Annotated in this window: 14 protein-coding genes; 7 read left to right on the top strand and 7 right to left on the bottom strand. The window is 63.7% G+C overall.

The genetic code is table 11. The features are described 5' to 3' along the window. Positions 1–122: 122 nt before the first annotated feature. The 4 genes from OIU93_RS00205 to OIU93_RS00190 all read left to right on the top strand — a co-directional run bounded on the left by OIU93_RS00205 (position 123) and on the right by OIU93_RS00190 (position 3,468). Positions 123–1,070, top strand: coding sequence for a bifunctional riboflavin kinase/FAD synthetase (locus tag OIU93_RS00205; RefSeq protein ID WP_264268048.1), 948 nt, complete (start codon positions 123–125; stop codon positions 1,068–1,070). After that, positions 1,063–1,878 carry a class I SAM-dependent methyltransferase gene (locus tag OIU93_RS00200; RefSeq protein ID WP_264268047.1) on the top strand — a complete coding sequence of 272 codons (816 nt, stop codon included), beginning with the start codon at positions 1,063–1,065 and terminating at the stop codon, positions 1,876–1,878. The genes OIU93_RS00205 and OIU93_RS00200 overlap by 8 nt, the downstream gene beginning before the upstream one ends. A gap of 169 nt (positions 1,879–2,047) precedes the next feature. Next, positions 2,048–2,317 (top strand): 30S ribosomal protein S15, encoded by a 270-nt coding sequence (gene rpsO / locus OIU93_RS00195; RefSeq protein ID WP_264268046.1) that lies wholly within the window; start codon positions 2,048–2,050, stop codon positions 2,315–2,317. Positions 2,318–2,730: 413 nt separating this feature from the next. Then, positions 2,731–3,468 (top strand): YceI family protein, encoded by a 738-nt coding sequence (locus tag OIU93_RS00190; protein ID WP_264268045.1) that lies wholly within the window; start codon positions 2,731–2,733, stop codon positions 3,466–3,468. 214 nt (positions 3,469–3,682) lie between these two features. On the opposite strand, the gene OIU93_RS00185 is transcribed toward OIU93_RS00190, so the two are convergent. Then, on the bottom strand, positions 3,683–4,417 hold the full coding sequence (locus OIU93_RS00185) for a hypothetical protein (RefSeq protein WP_264268044.1): 735 nt from the start codon (positions 4,415–4,417) through the stop codon (positions 3,683–3,685). Between the two features lie 311 nt (positions 4,418–4,728). On the opposite strand from OIU93_RS00185, the gene OIU93_RS00180 reads away from it, so the two are divergent. Beyond that, positions 4,729–5,358, top strand: a complete 630-nt coding sequence (locus tag OIU93_RS00180; RefSeq protein ID WP_264268043.1) for a DUF4352 domain-containing protein — start codon at positions 4,729–4,731, stop codon at positions 5,356–5,358. Continuing rightward, complete coding sequence (locus OIU93_RS00175; RefSeq protein ID WP_264268042.1) at positions 5,355–7,721, top strand: multicopper oxidase domain-containing protein; 2,367 nt, start codon at positions 5,355–5,357, stop codon at positions 7,719–7,721. Before OIU93_RS00180 ends, OIU93_RS00175 begins: the two co-directional genes overlap by 4 nt. Before the next feature lie 412 nt (positions 7,722–8,133). Here the strand turns inward: OIU93_RS00175 and OIU93_RS00170 are convergent, their stop codons facing one another. Next, positions 8,134–8,913: a type 1 glutamine amidotransferase domain-containing protein gene (locus OIU93_RS00170; protein WP_264268041.1), complete on the bottom strand. Its 780-nt coding sequence runs from the start codon at positions 8,911–8,913 to the stop codon at positions 8,134–8,136. A gap of 599 nt (positions 8,914–9,512) precedes the next feature. On the opposite strand from OIU93_RS00170, the gene OIU93_RS00165 reads away from it, so the two are divergent. Further along, positions 9,513–10,097 carry a hypothetical protein gene (locus tag OIU93_RS00165; RefSeq protein WP_264268040.1) on the top strand — a complete coding sequence of 195 codons (585 nt, stop codon included), beginning with the start codon at positions 9,513–9,515 and terminating at the stop codon, positions 10,095–10,097. 376 nt (positions 10,098–10,473) lie between these two features. Here OIU93_RS00165 and OIU93_RS00160 read toward each other — a convergent pair whose 3' ends face one another. The 5 genes from OIU93_RS00160 to OIU93_RS00140 all read right to left on the bottom strand — a co-directional run bounded on the left by OIU93_RS00160 (position 10,474) and on the right by OIU93_RS00140 (position 15,963). Continuing rightward, positions 10,474–11,937: an amino acid permease gene (locus OIU93_RS00160; protein WP_264268039.1), complete on the bottom strand. Its 1,464-nt coding sequence runs from the start codon at positions 11,935–11,937 to the stop codon at positions 10,474–10,476. A gap of 297 nt (positions 11,938–12,234) precedes the next feature. Beyond that, complete coding sequence (locus OIU93_RS00155; protein WP_264268038.1) at positions 12,235–12,963, bottom strand: GNAT family N-acetyltransferase; 729 nt, start codon at positions 12,961–12,963, stop codon at positions 12,235–12,237. Positions 12,964–13,007: 44 nt separating this feature from the next. Continuing rightward, positions 13,008–13,871, bottom strand: a complete 864-nt coding sequence (locus tag OIU93_RS00150; RefSeq protein WP_372342836.1) for a F510_1955 family glycosylhydrolase — start codon at positions 13,869–13,871, stop codon at positions 13,008–13,010. 83 nt (positions 13,872–13,954) lie between these two features. Next, positions 13,955–14,566: a DUF305 domain-containing protein gene (locus tag OIU93_RS00145; protein WP_264268036.1), complete on the bottom strand. Its 612-nt coding sequence runs from the start codon at positions 14,564–14,566 to the stop codon at positions 13,955–13,957. A 737-nt stretch (positions 14,567–15,303) separates the two neighbouring features. Beyond that, positions 15,304–15,963: a cyclodeaminase/cyclohydrolase family protein gene (locus OIU93_RS00140; protein WP_264268035.1), complete on the bottom strand. Its 660-nt coding sequence runs from the start codon at positions 15,961–15,963 to the stop codon at positions 15,304–15,306. Positions 15,964–16,030 lie beyond the last annotated feature (67 nt).

The raw sequence follows: 16,030 nt of genomic DNA, 5'->3' as shown, positions 1-16,030 counted from the left end.
TGTCTCACGCCACGTCAATGGGCGCAAGGGGGACACAGGAATCGGCACTTGGCGTATTTGTCGTTCATAATGGTTATGGCCGGTCTCAACGCGGCCGCCCGGATGACCAGCGAAGGAGCAACGTGCACTATTGGAAAGGCCTCGAAGCCGTACCGCCCGGCATCGGCCCCTCGGTAGTGACCATCGGCAACTTCGACGGCGTCCACCGCGGGCACCGCGAAGTACTCGCCGCCGTGGTGGCCACCGCCCGGGATCGCAAGGCCAAGGCCGTTGCCATCAGTTTTGACCCGCACCCGTCCCAGGTGCACCGCCCCGACGACGCCCCCGAACTCATCATGGGACTCGAAGACCGCATCGAGACCCTCGCCGAGGAGGGCCTCGACGGACTGCTCATGATCCGCTACACCCTGGACTTTGCCCGCGCCACCGCCGAGGAATTCGTCGCCAAGGTCATTGTCGGCGCGCTGAACGCCTGCACCGTGGTGGTTGGCCACGACGTGCGCTTCGGGCGCGACAATTCCGGGGACTTCGACGCGATGGTCGAACTCGGCAAGCAGTACGCCTTTGACGTCATTGGCGTCGAAGACGTGGGAGAGCACCGCCGCTGGTCCTCCACCTGGGTGCGCGAGGCGCTGAACCGCGGGGAAGTTGCCACCGCCGCCCAGATCCTCGGCCGCCCGCACCGGATGCGCGGCGAGGTAGTGCACGGGGCCGCGCGCGGCCGCGAACTCGGATTCCCCACCGCAAACCTTGACCCTTCGGCCTCGGGCATCATCCCCGCCGACGGCGTGTACGCCGGGTGGCTGGTCGATGAGGCCCAGGTGCGCTGGCCCGCCGCCATCTCCGTGGGATCGAACCCGACCTTCGAGGGCGTCAGCCGCCAGGTGGAGGCCCACGTGATCGACCGCCCGGCCGAGGGCGTGGAGGACTTCGACCTGTACGGGCAGCAGGTAGCGGTGGAGTTCGTCGAGCACCTGCGACCGATGGTGGCCTACCGCGGCATAGAGGCACTGATCGAACAGATGCGTGAGGACGTGGCACGCACCCGTACCGTCCTTCTTGATGCCTGATTCGGGCCCCGGGCCAACCGGGGCAACCCCGCGGCCGGTCCCCGGGTTGCCGGCCCGCGCCTTCACCATGGATGCCAAGCGCCGCCGGGAACTGGCCAGGGCGTTCAAGGCCGGGGGAGCGCACTACGATGCCGTGCGCCCGTCCTATCCGGATGCCGCCCTGGACTTCATGGTGCCGCCGGCCGCGCGCGATGCCGTGGACGTGGGGGCCGGCACCGGGATCTTCACCGCGCAGCTGCTGGGCCGCGGCCTGAAGGTCGGCGCCGTTGAACCCTCCGAGGACATGCTCGCCGTGCTGCGCGAACGGCTGCCCGAGGTTGACGCTGTTCCCGGCACCGGGGAAGAGACGGGGCTGGATGCTTCGAGTGCGGATGTCATCACCTATGCCCAGGCGTGGCATTGGGTGGATCCGAAGGCCGCCAGCGCCGAGGCCTCACGGTTGCTGCGCCCCAACGGCCAGCTCGCCTTGGTCTGGAACCAACTTGATGTCTCGGTGCCCTGGGTCCACCGATTGGCACGGATCATGCATGCCGGGGATGTGCACCGCCCCGACTTCGTACCTCCTCTGGGTCCCGAGTTCCACGCGCCCGAATCCGGGGCCTGGACCTGGGAACAGGCATTGACCCCTGAGCAGGTCATTGCGTTGGCCAAGTCCCGCAGCTACTACCTGCGCGCCGGGGCGGCGACGCGGGCCCGCGTGGAACACAACCTGACGTGGTATCTCTTCGACCACCTCGGGCATGTCCCCGGCGTCCCATTTGGCTTGCCGTACCTGACCCATGCATGGCGGGCCCGCCTGCGCGCCTAAGTGTCAAGCACGAAGACGGACACCCGGATTCATGTGGCTTGGGTCGCAAGGGTGCCGAGGGCAGGCATCCGTTTGCTAGACTTATCTGCGGTGCCCGCTGCAGTCCGCGGTTGCGAGTGCACCTGCCGGTGACGGTGTTTTGAAACGCGGTACAACTCTAGGAGTTATTGTGGCATTAGACGCCGCTATCAAGCAGGAAATCATGAAGGCCTACGCCACCAGCGAAGGCGACACCGGTTCCCCCGAGGTCCAGATCGCCGTGATGTCGCGCCGCATCCTGGATCTGACGGAGCACCTGAAGATGCACAAGCATGACCACCACACCCGCCGCGGCCTGATGGCCCTGGTTGGTCGTCGTCGTCGTATGCTCGCGTACCTCAAGGGTGCCGACATCGAGCGTTACCGTGCGCTGATCGAGCGCCTCGGCCTGCGTCGCTAGGTTTGATTGAAATTCCCCGGTTCCCGTCAAAGGGAACCGGGGAATTTTTTTTGCCCGAAATCAGAACTCCAAGGGGTTCTGGTTATCGACGCGCAACGGGTAGTGACTCTCGCAGCATCGCTCAAGACAGCCGGTGTTCCGCTGTGAGCACTGCTCACGCTACGAGATCGGATACACAGAGAGATCGATGACCGAGGCATTATTCACGCCCCATAGGTCGGTGGGATGACCGCTCGCTGCACGCAGGGAACCATTGCAGCCGTGCTTCTGCATCTTCCCTGTGTGTGGTCTGTGCGTTTTGAGTGAAGATGGCGGGGAAGCGCCCAACTCGGGAAGAGGTCCTGCAAGCGATGGAATACTTTTAGAGTCAAGTAAAGTTCGCCGCCGGACGGCGCGATCGATCAGGAGATCTCATGACCGACCAGCAAGCGCCATCCCGCCCCAAGAACAAGCGACTCTTATGGATCATCGCCATTGCGGTGGTGGTGGTCATCGCCGGTGCCTTCATTGGCAGCCGCATCTATGCCTCCAACGTCTCGGCACAGGCCGAAGCTGTGCCAACGCTGACGGGGGCGCCGAGCGCTGCGGCGGCAAGTGGTTCGCTGGACGCGGGAGAGGCAGCGGCTTCCGCTGACCACGAAGGAACCTGGACCGTTGGTTCCGGGTCCTACGCAGGATACCGACTCGACGAAGTCCTCAATGGCGCAGACGTGACAGTCACCGGCCGCACCGAGGTTGTCAGTGGCTCCTTGACTGTCGCCGACGACCAGCTCACGGCCGCGGATCTCACGCTTCAGGTGGACACCATCACCACCGACTCGAACCGACGCGACCAGTACTTCCGCACCTCGGCCGTTGATACGTCGCAATTCCCCGAGGCGAGCTTCACGCTCACGGAGCCCGTTGACGTGTCCGCGACACTCGAGGGTGGTAACCAGGCCTTCCCCATCACGGGTGACTTGACGCTCAACGGCCAGACGGTGTCCGTCAAGGCCAACGTGCAGGGTGCATTCAGCGATGGTGAAGCACAACTGGTTGGCCAGATCCCCAGCACCTGGGAGGAATTCGGTGTCGAAGCACCGAACCTGGGGTTCGTTGCCGTGGAGGACACCGGCTTCATCGAATTCTCGCTGAACGTCACGCAAGACTAAGAACCGCATGCAGGGTGGGGCCATGAATCGGCATTAGTGGATTGGCCAATAGCAGTTCTCGGACCCGCGCATGGTCGGGGGTACCGATCCCCGGTTCCCGATTCGTTGGGAGCCGGGGACTCTACTTGTGCAGAGTCGGTCTACAGGGTCGGAACCGTGCGGGCAGATGCCGCGGGCCCGGGAACCGAGGTTCCCGGGCCCGCGAAGGAACAGACTACTTCGAGACGCTCTTCGTGGTCGTCGACGCTGCCCAGGTGGCGGTCGGGACGTGCAAACGGTAGGTCTTCTTCTTCGACTGCTTGACGGTGACGGTGGCCTTGCCCTTGGACAGGTTGACCGTCTTGATGGTCTTCCACGTCTTGCCGGACTTCACCTGAAGCTTGGCACCCTTGGCGTTGTACTGCGCGTAGCGGTACTTCTCCGGCGAGTAGACGTCGGCCTTGGCGGTCAGGGTGACCTTGGAACCCGACCGCTTTGCGGTCAGCGTGCTCTTGGTCTTTCCGCGGACGTAGAAGGTCTTGCTGGTGTTGTCCGTGTAGTCGCTGTAATCGCTCCAGTATTCCCCGAAGTACGAGTCGTAGTAGTCGAACTCCGCGAAGATTTCGGCAGGACCAACTTTGTATGTGCCCAGTCCGCTGAAGGAGGGACAAATCATGGCGCGATCGATGATCTTGCGTCCTTCAAACCCGAGCATGCTGACCAATCCACCGTTTCGGGTGACGTCAATTGACCCGAAGGAATCGACAAAGTCCGACTTCACCTTGGTGGAAGCTGTGACGGTGAGGTTCCGGCAGTTTGAATCCGAAACGGTGATGTCCGAGACCTTGTAGCCGGTGATGTCGATGGGCCGTTCGCTGGCCTGGGCCGGTGTCGCCGTAGCGAGCAGGCCGACGGCCAACGCGACGGCGAAGCCGAGGCCGGTGCCACGGCTCAGTAATGACTTGAACATGCTGGTTCCCCCTGGAAAGTGCGAGTGACATGCAGCGGACGACATGCCTGACACACAAAGCGTACCTAGTGGCCGCGACGATTTGGACGTGATGGGCACCGCCTCGTCACGAATCCCCTTTTCCTGAGGCGCTGGGAGGTTCCGGGGCGATGACCGCGACTTGGCACGCGGTGACTGCGCGCCGTGAATCGGGCTGTCCCGGATGCCTTTACAACCTTTTCCCAAGGTCCAACGGTGAAGCTGAAGCACGCGACATAGCTTTTTTGGGGGAGTCTATGTATCAAGATGGTGATAGGGCGGCGGAACGGGGATTGAGCCGGCGCCAGTTTGGCCTGTTACTCGGTTGGGGTGCCGTCCTGGTGGCCGCGCCGGGCGTTTACGGCATCGTGGCAAAGAGCTCCGCGAGCCTGGCAACACGAGTCTCCACGACCTTCGGCTCAATAACCGTGGTGCGCTCGGGACGACTGGCCCGTTTGGACGGACTGGGAAAACCGGCATTCAGCGGACTGGCAGCCGCCGTTTCCATCATCGAACACGGCGGCGGCGTGCTGCCGATGAAGATGGCCCAGACCGCCGGGGGTGGCCACGGCCATGGCGGGGGAGCACCGGTTCCCTCACTACCGGGATCGACCGAACCGATGAACCTGACGTGGCCGGATGTGGTCGTGCTGGAAATCAGCATCCGAAACGACGGGAAGGAACCCTTGTTGTTCAGCCCCGGGCAGCTGCGCCTGAGATTGGCCGGAACCGAAACCACGATCACGCCGCAGGATTCCGACCACACGACGGGAACAGTCGCGGTTGGAGCCTCCGAGAGCATATATGTCAGCTACCTCGCTCCGCGCACGGGTGCCGGCCTGCAACTCGAATTCAACGACGTGCAACGTGATGAGCGATTGGCGCTGGATCTGCCGGTCATGATGATCGGAGGCGCAACATGAGTACCCTGGATGTCCACATCAACGAGGGCTTTCTGCCGATGGTGGATGGATCACTGGTCTACCACAGGGGCTTCGGCGACCGGCGGAGTGCTCGGGGGGATGCACGGCCCGCGCTGGCCATCAGCCCCCGTGTCTTCACGGCCCAAGGCACCCTCGTCGCGAGCAGGACCTACCCCGTGGACGCGGCCAAGCCACCGCGCGGCAGGCCCGCCCCGCTGCGCCTCGATCCTGTGAACCCGCGGCAGTATCTGGTGAGGCGGGCTCACTGGGCGAGCTTCTTCCCGGACAGGACCCTGATCGCGGAGACCGGAAGCACGATTTCGGTGCGGGTCCGCAACAATCTTCCGCAGTCGCACGAGCTTCGTTTCCACAATGCCGGTGCCGCCGGTGCCCCCGGGACCGCAAGGCCGCACGTCGGGACCGGTCCAATCGCGCCAGGAGCCTCAAGACTCCTGCAGTTCCCAGCTCCCGCGCCGGGGACGTACCTCTATTCGGACCCGGGCAACGCTTCGGTGGAGCGGACCCTGGGACTCTACGGAGTACTGTTGGTCATCGACCCCCGGGACGCTTGGCGGCTCAGTGCGCGCGGTCCCGAGTTCGAGCGCCAGTGGCTCTGGATCTGCCACGACGTGGATGCCAACTGGGCCCGGATCGCGTCGCAGGGGCAGATCGTGGATCCGGCCCGGGTGCAGGCCCAGCCGCGGTATTTCACCCTCAACGGCTACTCGGGATTCCAGGGGCTTGGGATCACGATTGACGAGGAATTCAACAAACGCCGGGAGGAGGAATCCCTGCCCTCGGGGCTGCCACGTGAAACCGACGTGCGCAACTTCAGCGCCTCCCCGTCCGCCGGCGCCGTCCGCACCGGCCACCTGATGAGAATGGTCAACGCGGGGATCGTGGATCACCAGCTGCACTACCACGGGAACCACGTCTGGACCGTCCGTTCCAATGGCGAGGACTTTCCTCGCAGCGGAGGCCATGTGACGGCCGCCGGCCGGGTGGTCCTGCAGCACTGGGAGGACACCATCCATCTGAGTCCGTTGGAACGTACCGAGGCCATGCTCCCGGTACGCCGTCCGCCCGACTCGGTGGATGAAGTGTGGAATGCGAGGAGCGGGGATTGGAAGTACCCCATGCACTGTCACGCGGAACCGTCACAGACGGCGGCGGGAGGCCTCTACCCGGGTGGCCTGATGAGCGACTGGACGCTCGGCGCGCAAACCACGCCGGAGTCCGGCTTGCCGGCAACCGTCGAAGACGATGCCCACCATGAGTTCCGCAGCCAGGTGGATTTCTCCTCGGACCAGCCCCACGAAGGCAGCCCGGAAACGGAATTCAAGCTCCGGCCAGATGTGAAGATGGAATTCGATTTCTTCAGCCGCGAACTCGATTTCCCCGATGGGTCCGAGCATGACGTCTGGAGCTTCGAAAACGGCAAGTCCGGCCGCGCGCTACCCGGCCCGCTGGTGCGGCTCACTGAGGGCCAACTGTTCCACGGGACGATCAAGCCCAGTAAGAAGGTGCACACCATCCATTGGCACGGCATCGAACCGGACCCGCGCAACGATGGGGTCGGCCATACCTCCTACGAGGTCACTGGCGACTACACCTACCAGTGGCGGCCGGATGTCGCAGAGCGGGGAAATCCCAACCGCGGGTCCTCCGGAACCTATTTCTACCACTGCCACGTCAACACGCCGCTGCACGTCCAGATGGGCATGTTCGGGCCCATCATCGTTGACCCGCGCCTCGATCCAGCCTCGCCGGCACCGGCGGGGACGCGCCGCTACTCGGCCGAGGGACCGTACTACGACATCGCAACCGAGACGCTGCTCGCCCCCTACTCCCTCGATCCGCGCTGGCATGAAATGAACCATGCCGCAGGGCTCTCCGGTGAGGACGCGGGCCTCAACCGATACCTTCCCAAGCACTTCTACCTGCTTGGCGGAGCGGTCGCGTCCCGTCCAAGGGGCGACAGGGTCTGGTCCATCAAGTCAATGCGGGCCAATGTTGCGGGAGGGACGAAGCGGCCCACCTTGGTGCGGATGATCAATGTCGACTACTTTCCCACACGCACAAGAGTAATGGACGCGGCCGGCCGGCTTGTGCCCATCGTCGAATTGCTCGGACACGACGGGCGGCCATTCTGGAATACACCGACGGCCAACGGGCCGGCTGTGCACCCGAGCACGGCTGGACAACCCCTGCTAACGAGCACCATCCTCTCCGGGGCGGCCGAGAAATTCGACTTTCTACTGCATCCGCCAGCCGCGGGGAAGTACACGATCACTGTCGATTTCCTGCATTGGGTCACCGGCGCGGTGCAGGCCACCCGCACAGTGGCCGTCACCGCAGCCTAAGAAACGTGCCTCCACACACCGGTGCCGGGTGCATCTCCAGCTAATTGGCTCGGGTGTTCAGTGGTCTTGAAGTTCTTAGAAACCTGCCCACCAGCTCACACGGGCAGTTAATCGATCCGCCCGCTGGTGCCGTTGGCAGTCGTGGGATCGCTGCCTCGCGGTTGGAGTTACTCCAACCGCACATTTTCTCAGTTCGCTAGGTACGGAACCTTCGCCCGACGTGCGGGGGAAACAGTTTTCAGAGTCGTTGATCATGCCCGTCGCCATTGCGCCGACATAGTGTGAAATCGGCTTCTCATGTCAGGCTGGTTTACCCCCAACCTGACATGACTGTCGCACTTGGTCGGTGAAGCTGCCACTGGCGGCCGCCCCGTTGTCCGGGGCGGCCGCCAGTCTCAGTGCGCTGTTGGCGTCAGTGCTCCGTGTGTGCGTCGGCTGCTTTCTTGGCTGCCTTTTCTGCGTCCTTCTCAGCACGCAGCGCATCGGCCTCGTCATGCTCGGCGGCCTTCTCCTGATGGATGACCTCGGCCAGAAGCTTCTCCATTTCCTTGGCCACGCCGGCAGCGGAGGCCGGGTTCTGGCCGGTCACCAGGCGTTCGTCCACCACTACGTTTTCCGCCCAGACGCCCGCGGACACGTGGGTGGCACCCTGTTCCTCCAGCCGGTCTGCCAGGAAGAATGGGATGACCTTGTCCTTCTCCGCGGCAACCTCTTCGTCGTTGGTAAAGGCGGCTACCCTTCGGCCTTCGACGAGGCGAAGCCCGTTCTGCAGTTCCACGTTCACCAAGCCTGCTGGTCCGTGGCAGACCGCGCCGACCACTCCGCCCGTGTTGTAGACGCTGGCCACCAGGTTCTGGAGGCCCTCGCTGTCCGGGAAGTCCCACATGGTGCCGTGGCCTCCCACAAGGTACACCGCGTCGTACTGGTCGGGATCAACGACGTCGACCCGGGCCGTGTTGTAGAGGCCGGCGCGGGTGGTCTCGTCTTCCGTGAAGGCAACCTGGATGGGATCTTCGGAGTCCACCGTGTCGCGCGGAGGCTGTCCGCCCTGGATGGACGCGAAGTCGACGAAATGCCCGGAGTCCTTGAAGACCTTCCAGGGATGTGCAGCCTCGGCCACGTTGTAGCCGGTCTTCTCTCCTGTATCGCCGATCTCGGAAACGCTGGTAAGTACCATGAGGATTTTCTTCATGAAGTGCTCCTTTCGTCCACTTCCCACCCTAAGCGAGTGCCTGACAACGTGGCTAGCCGAATGCAGGGCCCCCATGGGATCTGCGCCGCCGCGAACTTTGAATACTGCACATATACAAGTGTCGGATGCTGGATGGAGCGGCCATGATTTTTGCAGCTTCTTGCCCACGCACGACGGCGCCGGACTCGGATGCGCCGATCTCGAAGCTCTGCGATGTTTGCATTATCAAGTGCGTTGGCGCGCCAATACATATCGGCCACCCTCCTGGCCGCGTCGAAGTTGTCACCAGGTCCCTTGGCACGGGTCCAGACGTCACCACACATTGGCAGAGTCGTTAGCGAAGAGTGGAGCAGGCTGCTCAACGTCGACCTGATATCGATCCCGGATCGTTCGGAGGTGACAGTCCTCCGATTCGGAAACGCATTGGTGCTCGCTAAAACCGCGAGAACCAGGCATCGATGACACCTGCAGACTTCAGGTCTCTGCGCCAGTAACCTCCGCGGCATTCCGGGGATGACTGGGATAGGATCGCTTCGGTCTGGAGCAAGCATTGACTCCAACGGCAACGGGCGGGGAAGTCATTGGATCCACTGGGCAGCATGAGCCGCGATCAGTTCCACATCTATTCGTGGGGTATCGCCGCCGTTTACTTGCTTGTGTTCGGAATCCTGCGCTGGCGCAGTCTCCATTGGACCGCGCTCGGTTCCGTCGTGCTTTTCGCGGCACTCAATGCTGGTGCCGGGATCTACGTCCTAGGCCATATTGGTGATTCGCGCTGGTCTGCCGGGGGAGAGCCGTCGCTGAGCGCTCCGTCGTTTTCCGGGACGCCCGTCGTGGGGGAGTATTTGGCCCCCTTGGATTCGGCTCTGCAGTCAGTGATTGGCGGGGTGAACGAATTCCTAGCGTTCAAGCACGCACTTCCCGTAGCGCTTGAATTCTTTGCCACGTCCGGCTGGGCCCTGCTGGTGTCAGTCCCGTTGGCGGTCGTCGCAGCCATCATCAGTTTCAACCGCGCCCGGCGCCGGAAAGCGGACTTCGAAAAGTACCGTGCCACCGTTGACCAGCTCAAAATTGAGCTTGAGCAGGTCAAGTTACAGATCGCTGCCGGCAATTTCCCTGTCCCTGCCTTCCGGGCCCAGGACGACGTCACCGATGTGTTGCCTAGACTGACACACAGAGGATGATTCAGGTGCCTGCCGGTGGTAGGTGTTGGTTCAATGAGTTCAAGTTGATGGGCACCCCCCCGATGGCATCCTCGGCTGCGGAGACCCTTCAATATCTGCAGGACTCCGAACCGGGCTCTCTCACTTATCAAATCTGATAGAGAATGGCCCAAGGAATTTCACTTCCCGCCCATTTAGCTCGGGCCAAGATGTCCCCAGCCACCGTGGACGGGGACAACCCACAGCCAGCTCATCGGCTTGTGGGCGCAGCGTCGGCACATGGCACCAACCTGGCGATCCCACCAGGGCTGCATCTTGTCGTTCAGGTAGTGCCAGGCTTCTTCGGAGCACGTGGTCGCAGCGGGGATGGGTCTGCAAAATATTGCTCCGTGGCGGCCTAGGTATCCCCGTGGGGCAGGACCACGCGTTCGTCGTGCCGCGGGCTGTTCGGGTTCATGAGGGAGTGCTTGCGGCCGTAGAAGAAGTAGATGGCCAGGCCGACCACGAGCCAGACGCCGAACCTCAGCCAGGTTTCCCAGTGCAGCTGCAGCATCAGGAATCCGGAGGCCAGCACGCCGAAGGCCGGGACCACCGGCATGAAGGGGAGTCGGAAGGTGCGGGGGGCGTCGGGCTTCTTGTAGCGGAAGATGATGACGGCGAGACAGACCACCACGAAGGCGGCAAGGATGCCGATGTTGGTCAGGTCCGCGACGGCCTTGATCGGGAAGACGCCGGCCAGGAAGGCGGAGGCGATGCCGGCGATCCAGGTGACGCGTTGCGGTGTGCCGTGGCGGTCGGTCTTGGAGAACCAGCCGGGCAGGAGACCGTCGCGGCTCATGGAGAACCAGACGCGGGTGACGCCGAGAAGGAAGGTCAGCATCACGGTGAGGATGGACAGGACAGCAAAGACTGAGATGATCGTCGCGATGACCGGGAGCCCCACGCCGTTGAAGGCGGAAGCGAATCCGGCGGTCGGGTCGATGTCCTGGTAGTTCTGCATGCCGGTGAGCACCAGCGTGGCCGCGACGTAGAGGAGCATGGCGATGATGAGGGAGAAGATGATGGCCTTGGGCATGTGTTTCTTGCCGTCGGTGGACTCCTCTGCCGCCGTGCTCATGGCGTCGTAGCCGAAGACTGCGAAGAACACGGTCGCGGCGCCGGCGACGACTGGTCCGAATCCGCTGGGCATGAAGGGGTCGTAGTTCTGGGTGTTGATGTAGAAGATGCCTAGGCCGATGATGAACAGGATCAACACGACCTTGATCGCGACGGCGACCAGTTCGAAGCGCCCGAAAGTCCGGGTGCCGCGGGAGAGGATCCAGGTCACCAGGACGCAGACGACGATGGCGGGGATGTTCACGATGCCGCCGCGGCCCTCGTCGGCTGTGGATGCCGCCCAGTCGGGCAGGTCGATGCCGATGCCGGCGAGGAAGGCATCGAAGTAGCCGGAGATGCCGATGGCCACCACCGCCACGATGGCGATGTATTCGAGCAACAGGTCCCAGCCGATGAACCAGCCGATGATTTCCCCGAGGGCCACATACCCATAGGTGTAGGCCGAGCCGGCGCGGGGGATCATGCCGGCGAACTCCGCATAGGACAGGGCCGCAGCCGCGGATGCCAGTCCGGCGATCAGGAAGGAGATCAGCACGGCGGGGCCGACGCCGGGCTCGGTGCCGCTGCCGTGGGCCACCAGGCCCGCCAGGGAGAAGATGCCGACGCCGATGATGCCGCCGACACCGATTGCGGTCAACTGCCACAGTCCGAGGGACTTGTGCAGGCCGCTGTGTTTGTTCTCTTCCTCGATCTCGTCGATGGGCTTGCGCCGCATGATTGACTGCGATCTGTCTTTGGAATTCATGAGGGACTCCTGCTCTGACGTGTCCAGCATTTCGGCCGCCCCGCATCGGGGACGGTCCCGTCAAATCAGTATGTGAGCCTCATGGCCATTTATGAAGACTTCGCCGGAACTCTTCGAGAGCACTCGCACATTCGATCGGTGCCTCATGTAGCAGATGCTCGCCAAACCCTACCCGGCTGTTGGACACGCTGGTGTTCTTGGGCGAGGGGATACCAATGGACGATGGATGCTCGCACCGAGATCACGACGGACGGGGTCCGGGCACAAACCAAGGTTCGGCCAATGACTGCTCGGCGACTACTCCTGCGGCAACTCCTGCGCTGAAGGGCGATCCCCCTCGGGTTTCCCCTGGGACAAATCGAGACGATAGGTCTTCGCTGTTTCTCCGTCCTTGGTTGTATGTGCATGCACGGGTGCCCATCCGAGCCGTTCGTAGAAGCGCCCGGCTCCGCCCGGACCTGCCTTGGTCACCAGTTCGGCCAACGGCGCCCCAGCATCCGAAGCCTGGGAGAGGAAATGTTTCACCAGCCGTTCGCCCACGCCGTGGCCCCGGGATTCCGGATGCACCACAAGAGCGGTGATGACAGCGACACGAGGCACGGGCACAGGCCCATGGACGGCCGCAGGAGCCACCACGGTGACCGGTCGCTTGAGCAGTCGTCTGAGGTAGGACCTGCCGCGGGTGCGCAAGAATCCCAGGAACAGCTTGGGCCGAATCACCAGGGCGAGGCCACCCTGGACGGCCAGCCGCGTCCGGTGCACTCGGAGCACGTCATCGACGTGGCGGAGCTGGTCGCTGGAGCCGAAGAGGAAGCCCAACGGTACCTGGCCGTCCGGGCCCTGGGCTTCGGCGATGAATGCGAACCCGCGCGGTGCGTCGAGGAAGGTCGCATGCCAGTGCCGGACGAACCTGGGACCCAGCCGGGGAAACAGCCCGTCGCGGAGGTATCGGCATTGCCAGTGGCCCGTCAGGGAAAGATCGGAGGATGAGGCGCGGCGAATCGTGACGCCTGCAGGAAGGGGCATTGGCTTGGTGTTCTTCCGGGTTTTGGGGCCGTTACCGAACGGATTCACTTGGTCTCCGTGCTGAAGGTTTCTCCGCCGTCGACGGAATGCTCGATGCCGGTGGGCGTGGCAACCCAGATTTGCGGGCGCTCATCCGGGCCAGCGGCGGCCAGTGCCGAGGGGTGGCCGGGGACGGTCCCGGTTGCCCGCCAGGTCCGGCCAGCGTCCGAGCTGACATGCACTGCCCCGTCCGGTGCCACGCCGATGACCGTTGAAGCGGTGGCAAAGGCCGTCAGCAGCAGGACCGGCCCGGTCGAGGGTGCCGCCCAGGTCTTGCCGCCGTCGGTGGAACGGTGCACGCCAGCAGCCGTGGTGGCCAGGACGACATCGCCGGTCGGTGTCCCAGACAGGTGATAGGGGTCGAACCCGACCTCGCGGGTGGTCCAGGTTTCCAGGTCCGCGGTGGTCTTCAGGGTTCCGTCAAAACCGATGATTCCGCTGCGGGTGACCGCCAGGGCGTGGAAATCGGAGACGCCGCCCAAGGAGACCTGTTGCCAGGTTTCCCCGCCATCCTGGGAGCGGAGCAGTCCTGCCGGTTCGGGCAGACCGGTGTCCGGTGCCGGGTGTCCGGAGGCGTAGTAGTGGTCATTGCCGGCGGGTGCGAAGCCCATCAGGTCGATGGCGGGGCCAATCTTTTCCGGGGTTCCGGAGCCGAGGCCGAAGAGCCCGTCGTGGGTGGCCAGGACGATTTTTCCGGTCTCGGAATCGACAGCCATGCCATGGATGTGGGCGTAGGGTTGGGCAGGCTCTTCGGGTTGCGGGCCTTGGGGGGACGCCGGGGTGCAGGAGGTTAGCAGGAGGAGAAGGGCGGCGGCGGCAGCAGCCGCACGGCACCTAGTGCGGGCAGGGGAAAGGGCAGGGCGGATCATGAATGGAGTCTCCAGAACAGAAAAAAGAAATGACGAGGGTGTTGCGGGGCGCATCGCGCCCCGCAACCAAACGGCATGCTGCCTTAGAGGCCGGCCAGCAGTTCCTTCATCTTGTCGATTTCCCCGCTCTGGTCCTTGGCCATCTTTTCCGCCTGGGCGACGGCGTCCGGGTTGGACCCGTTGGCGGTTTCTTCCTGGGCCATCTTGACGGCGCCCTCGTGGTGCTTGACCATCTGCGTCAGGAAGATCCTGGCTGCCTCGGTTCCCTGAGCTGCTTCAAGGGCGGCCATGTCGTCTTCGGTCATCATGCCCTCCATCCCGTGGTCCCCGGACATGGCGACCGGTTCACCCCAGGCGCTGAGCCAGCCGGTCATGGTCTTGATTTCCGGGCCTTGGGCTGACTTGATATCTTCGGCCAGCTCGGTGACAGCCGGGTCGATGCCGTCCTTGGCCAGCACCATGTCGCTCATTTCCACGGCCTGCTCGTGGTGCGGGATCATCATTTGGGCGAACATCACATCGGCGCTGTTGTGCTCTGCGGCTGCGGCTGCGGATGATTCGGCGGACGGGGATGCGGAAGCGGTGCCGTGGTCCATGCCCGGCATGGGGGATTCCGATCCGGTCTCCGAGGCACACCCGGCAAGTGCCAAGGTGGCTGCAACGGCCGTCGCTGAAATAAGGGTAAGGCGTTTCATGGGAGAGTTTTCCTTCAAAAATCGATTGGATTCTGTCTATCGGCCCGCGGCGGTGCGGGCGTGCGCAAGCTGGCCCGTCCGCTGTGGCGGGGGACCGGTGTCTTACGTACGGCTGATGGACAGTTCGATCAGTGAAGGAGGAGGTGGGACGTGATTTGTGGCTCCGGTGACCATTGGTGGGCCACGCAATCCCAGGCCGCCGGGCATGACCATGAGTACCGGGAGCAAAAGCCACGACAGGCCACTGGCCACCGGCACCAGGTCGCACGCCGAGGCCTGCGACATGTCGCCGCAGCAGCTTAGGCAAGGCGAATCCGCCCATGCTGACGCGGGGGAAGACGCGGACGGAACGTGGGTGTGGTCCGCGGGGCCGGAATGGTGATGGCCCTCGCCAACCGTGGAAGCCGACACCGAAGAGGTGGGTTTGGATGTTTCGGCGTGGCTGCCGGAGATGGTGTGCATCCCCATGAGACCGAGGATGAGCAGGACCATTCCCAGAAGGGCAGGTAAAGGGAGGAAAGCCGCAATGGGATGGCGGCGCGGTGCTCTGCCGGTGCCCATGTGTACCGCCTTTCCATCGTTGGTCTGCCCTCCCAGCCTACCGGGATGTTTTGGGCGGTGGTCGCAGGGGTCGTCGGCCGGTGGTCGGGACAACTCCGATCCGACACAGCAGTTAAGCGTTCAGGACGGATCCAAGGGTGGCCACGGGTATCCGGATACGGCAGACGCGGCCCGGATTAGACGGCGTCGGTTGGGGCGGCATGGTGATCGATCTCGGCCGTGAGTGTGTCGATCCGCTCGATGGCGTCGTTGAGATCGCCGACCATCGCCCACAGGACGGGATGTTCCTCGCGGATCTGCTCCATGGTGCTGCCGCCGGAGGTGAGCGAAGCGAGGTCGAAACTGACGTTGGTGCGCGCGCCGGCCACCGTTGCCCTGAGGGCGCCGAACGCGACAACGACGTCGGCAACTAGTGCCGGGTTGCCGTTGGCGGCGAGCCACGCCAAATCGTTGATGGCGTCCATGGCTCGTTTGCCGAGCACGGCGGATGCCTGGGCAGCATCGACGGATGCCCGGGATATGGCCGCTTCCCGTTCCGGTCCGGGTTCCAGCCGAAATGCGGCTCCAAAGGCGCGGGACGCGGACGCATCCTGATCGGCCAATTCGAGAGCGTCATTCCGGAGGGACCGGGCCCGTGCCCGAATGCTGTCTAGCTCCCCGCGCTCATGTTCTTCGGCTTCGGTGTAGCCGGCCACCATGGAAGTCAGCGAAGCGGCGATGGCGAGCATCAGTCCCGTCCCGGCGCCCCCGCCGGGGGAGCCGGTGGATTGCGCCAAGGCCCGCGTCCAGTCCTCGACCGTTGATCCTTGGGTGGTAACTTCGTCGCTGATGTCCATGACACCAATTTTGCCCAGAAGCTTGGGCTGCCGCATCATTTTGCGCCGTGGATGGATGATCCGGAGG

Source organism: Paeniglutamicibacter sp. ZC-3 (genome assembly GCF_025847175.2).
Taxonomy (GTDB): Bacteria; Actinomycetota; Actinomycetes; order Actinomycetales; family Micrococcaceae; genus Paeniglutamicibacter; species Paeniglutamicibacter sulfureus.
This window is presented reverse-complemented; position numbering and strand designations above follow the sequence as displayed.

Bases quoted from the DNA above. Each gene is read 5' to 3' on its own strand.
- OIU93_RS00200 (WP_264268047.1), top strand. From the start codon at position 1,063: ATGCCTGATTCGGGCCCCGGGCCAACCGGGGCAACCCCGCGGCCGGTC.
- OIU93_RS00190 (WP_264268045.1), top strand. From the start codon at position 2,731: ATGACCGACCAGCAAGCGCCATCCCGCCCCAAGAACAAGCGACTCTTA.
- OIU93_RS00185 (WP_264268044.1), bottom strand. From the start codon at position 4,417: ATGTTCAAGTCATTACTGAGCCGTGGCACCGGCCTCGGCTTCGCCGTC.
- OIU93_RS00175 (WP_264268042.1), top strand. From the start codon at position 5,355: ATGAGTACCCTGGATGTCCACATCAACGAGGGCTTTCTGCCGATGGTG.
- OIU93_RS00170 (WP_264268041.1), bottom strand. From the start codon at position 8,913: ATGAAGAAAATCCTCATGGTACTTACCAGCGTTTCCGAGATCGGCGAT.
- OIU93_RS00165 (WP_264268040.1), top strand. From the start codon at position 9,513: ATGAGCCGCGATCAGTTCCACATCTATTCGTGGGGTATCGCCGCCGTT.
- OIU93_RS00160 (WP_264268039.1), bottom strand. From the start codon at position 11,937: ATGAATTCCAAAGACAGATCGCAGTCAATCATGCGGCGCAAGCCCATC.
- OIU93_RS00155 (WP_264268038.1), bottom strand. From the start codon at position 12,963: ATGCCCCTTCCTGCAGGCGTCACGATTCGCCGCGCCTCATCCTCCGAT.
- OIU93_RS00150 (WP_372342836.1), bottom strand. From the start codon at position 13,871: ATGATCCGCCCTGCCCTTTCCCCTGCCCGCACTAGGTGCCGTGCGGCT.
- OIU93_RS00145 (WP_264268036.1), bottom strand. From the start codon at position 14,566: ATGAAACGCCTTACCCTTATTTCAGCGACGGCCGTTGCAGCCACCTTG.
- OIU93_RS00140 (WP_264268035.1), bottom strand. From the start codon at position 15,963: ATGGACATCAGCGACGAAGTTACCACCCAAGGATCAACGGTCGAGGAC.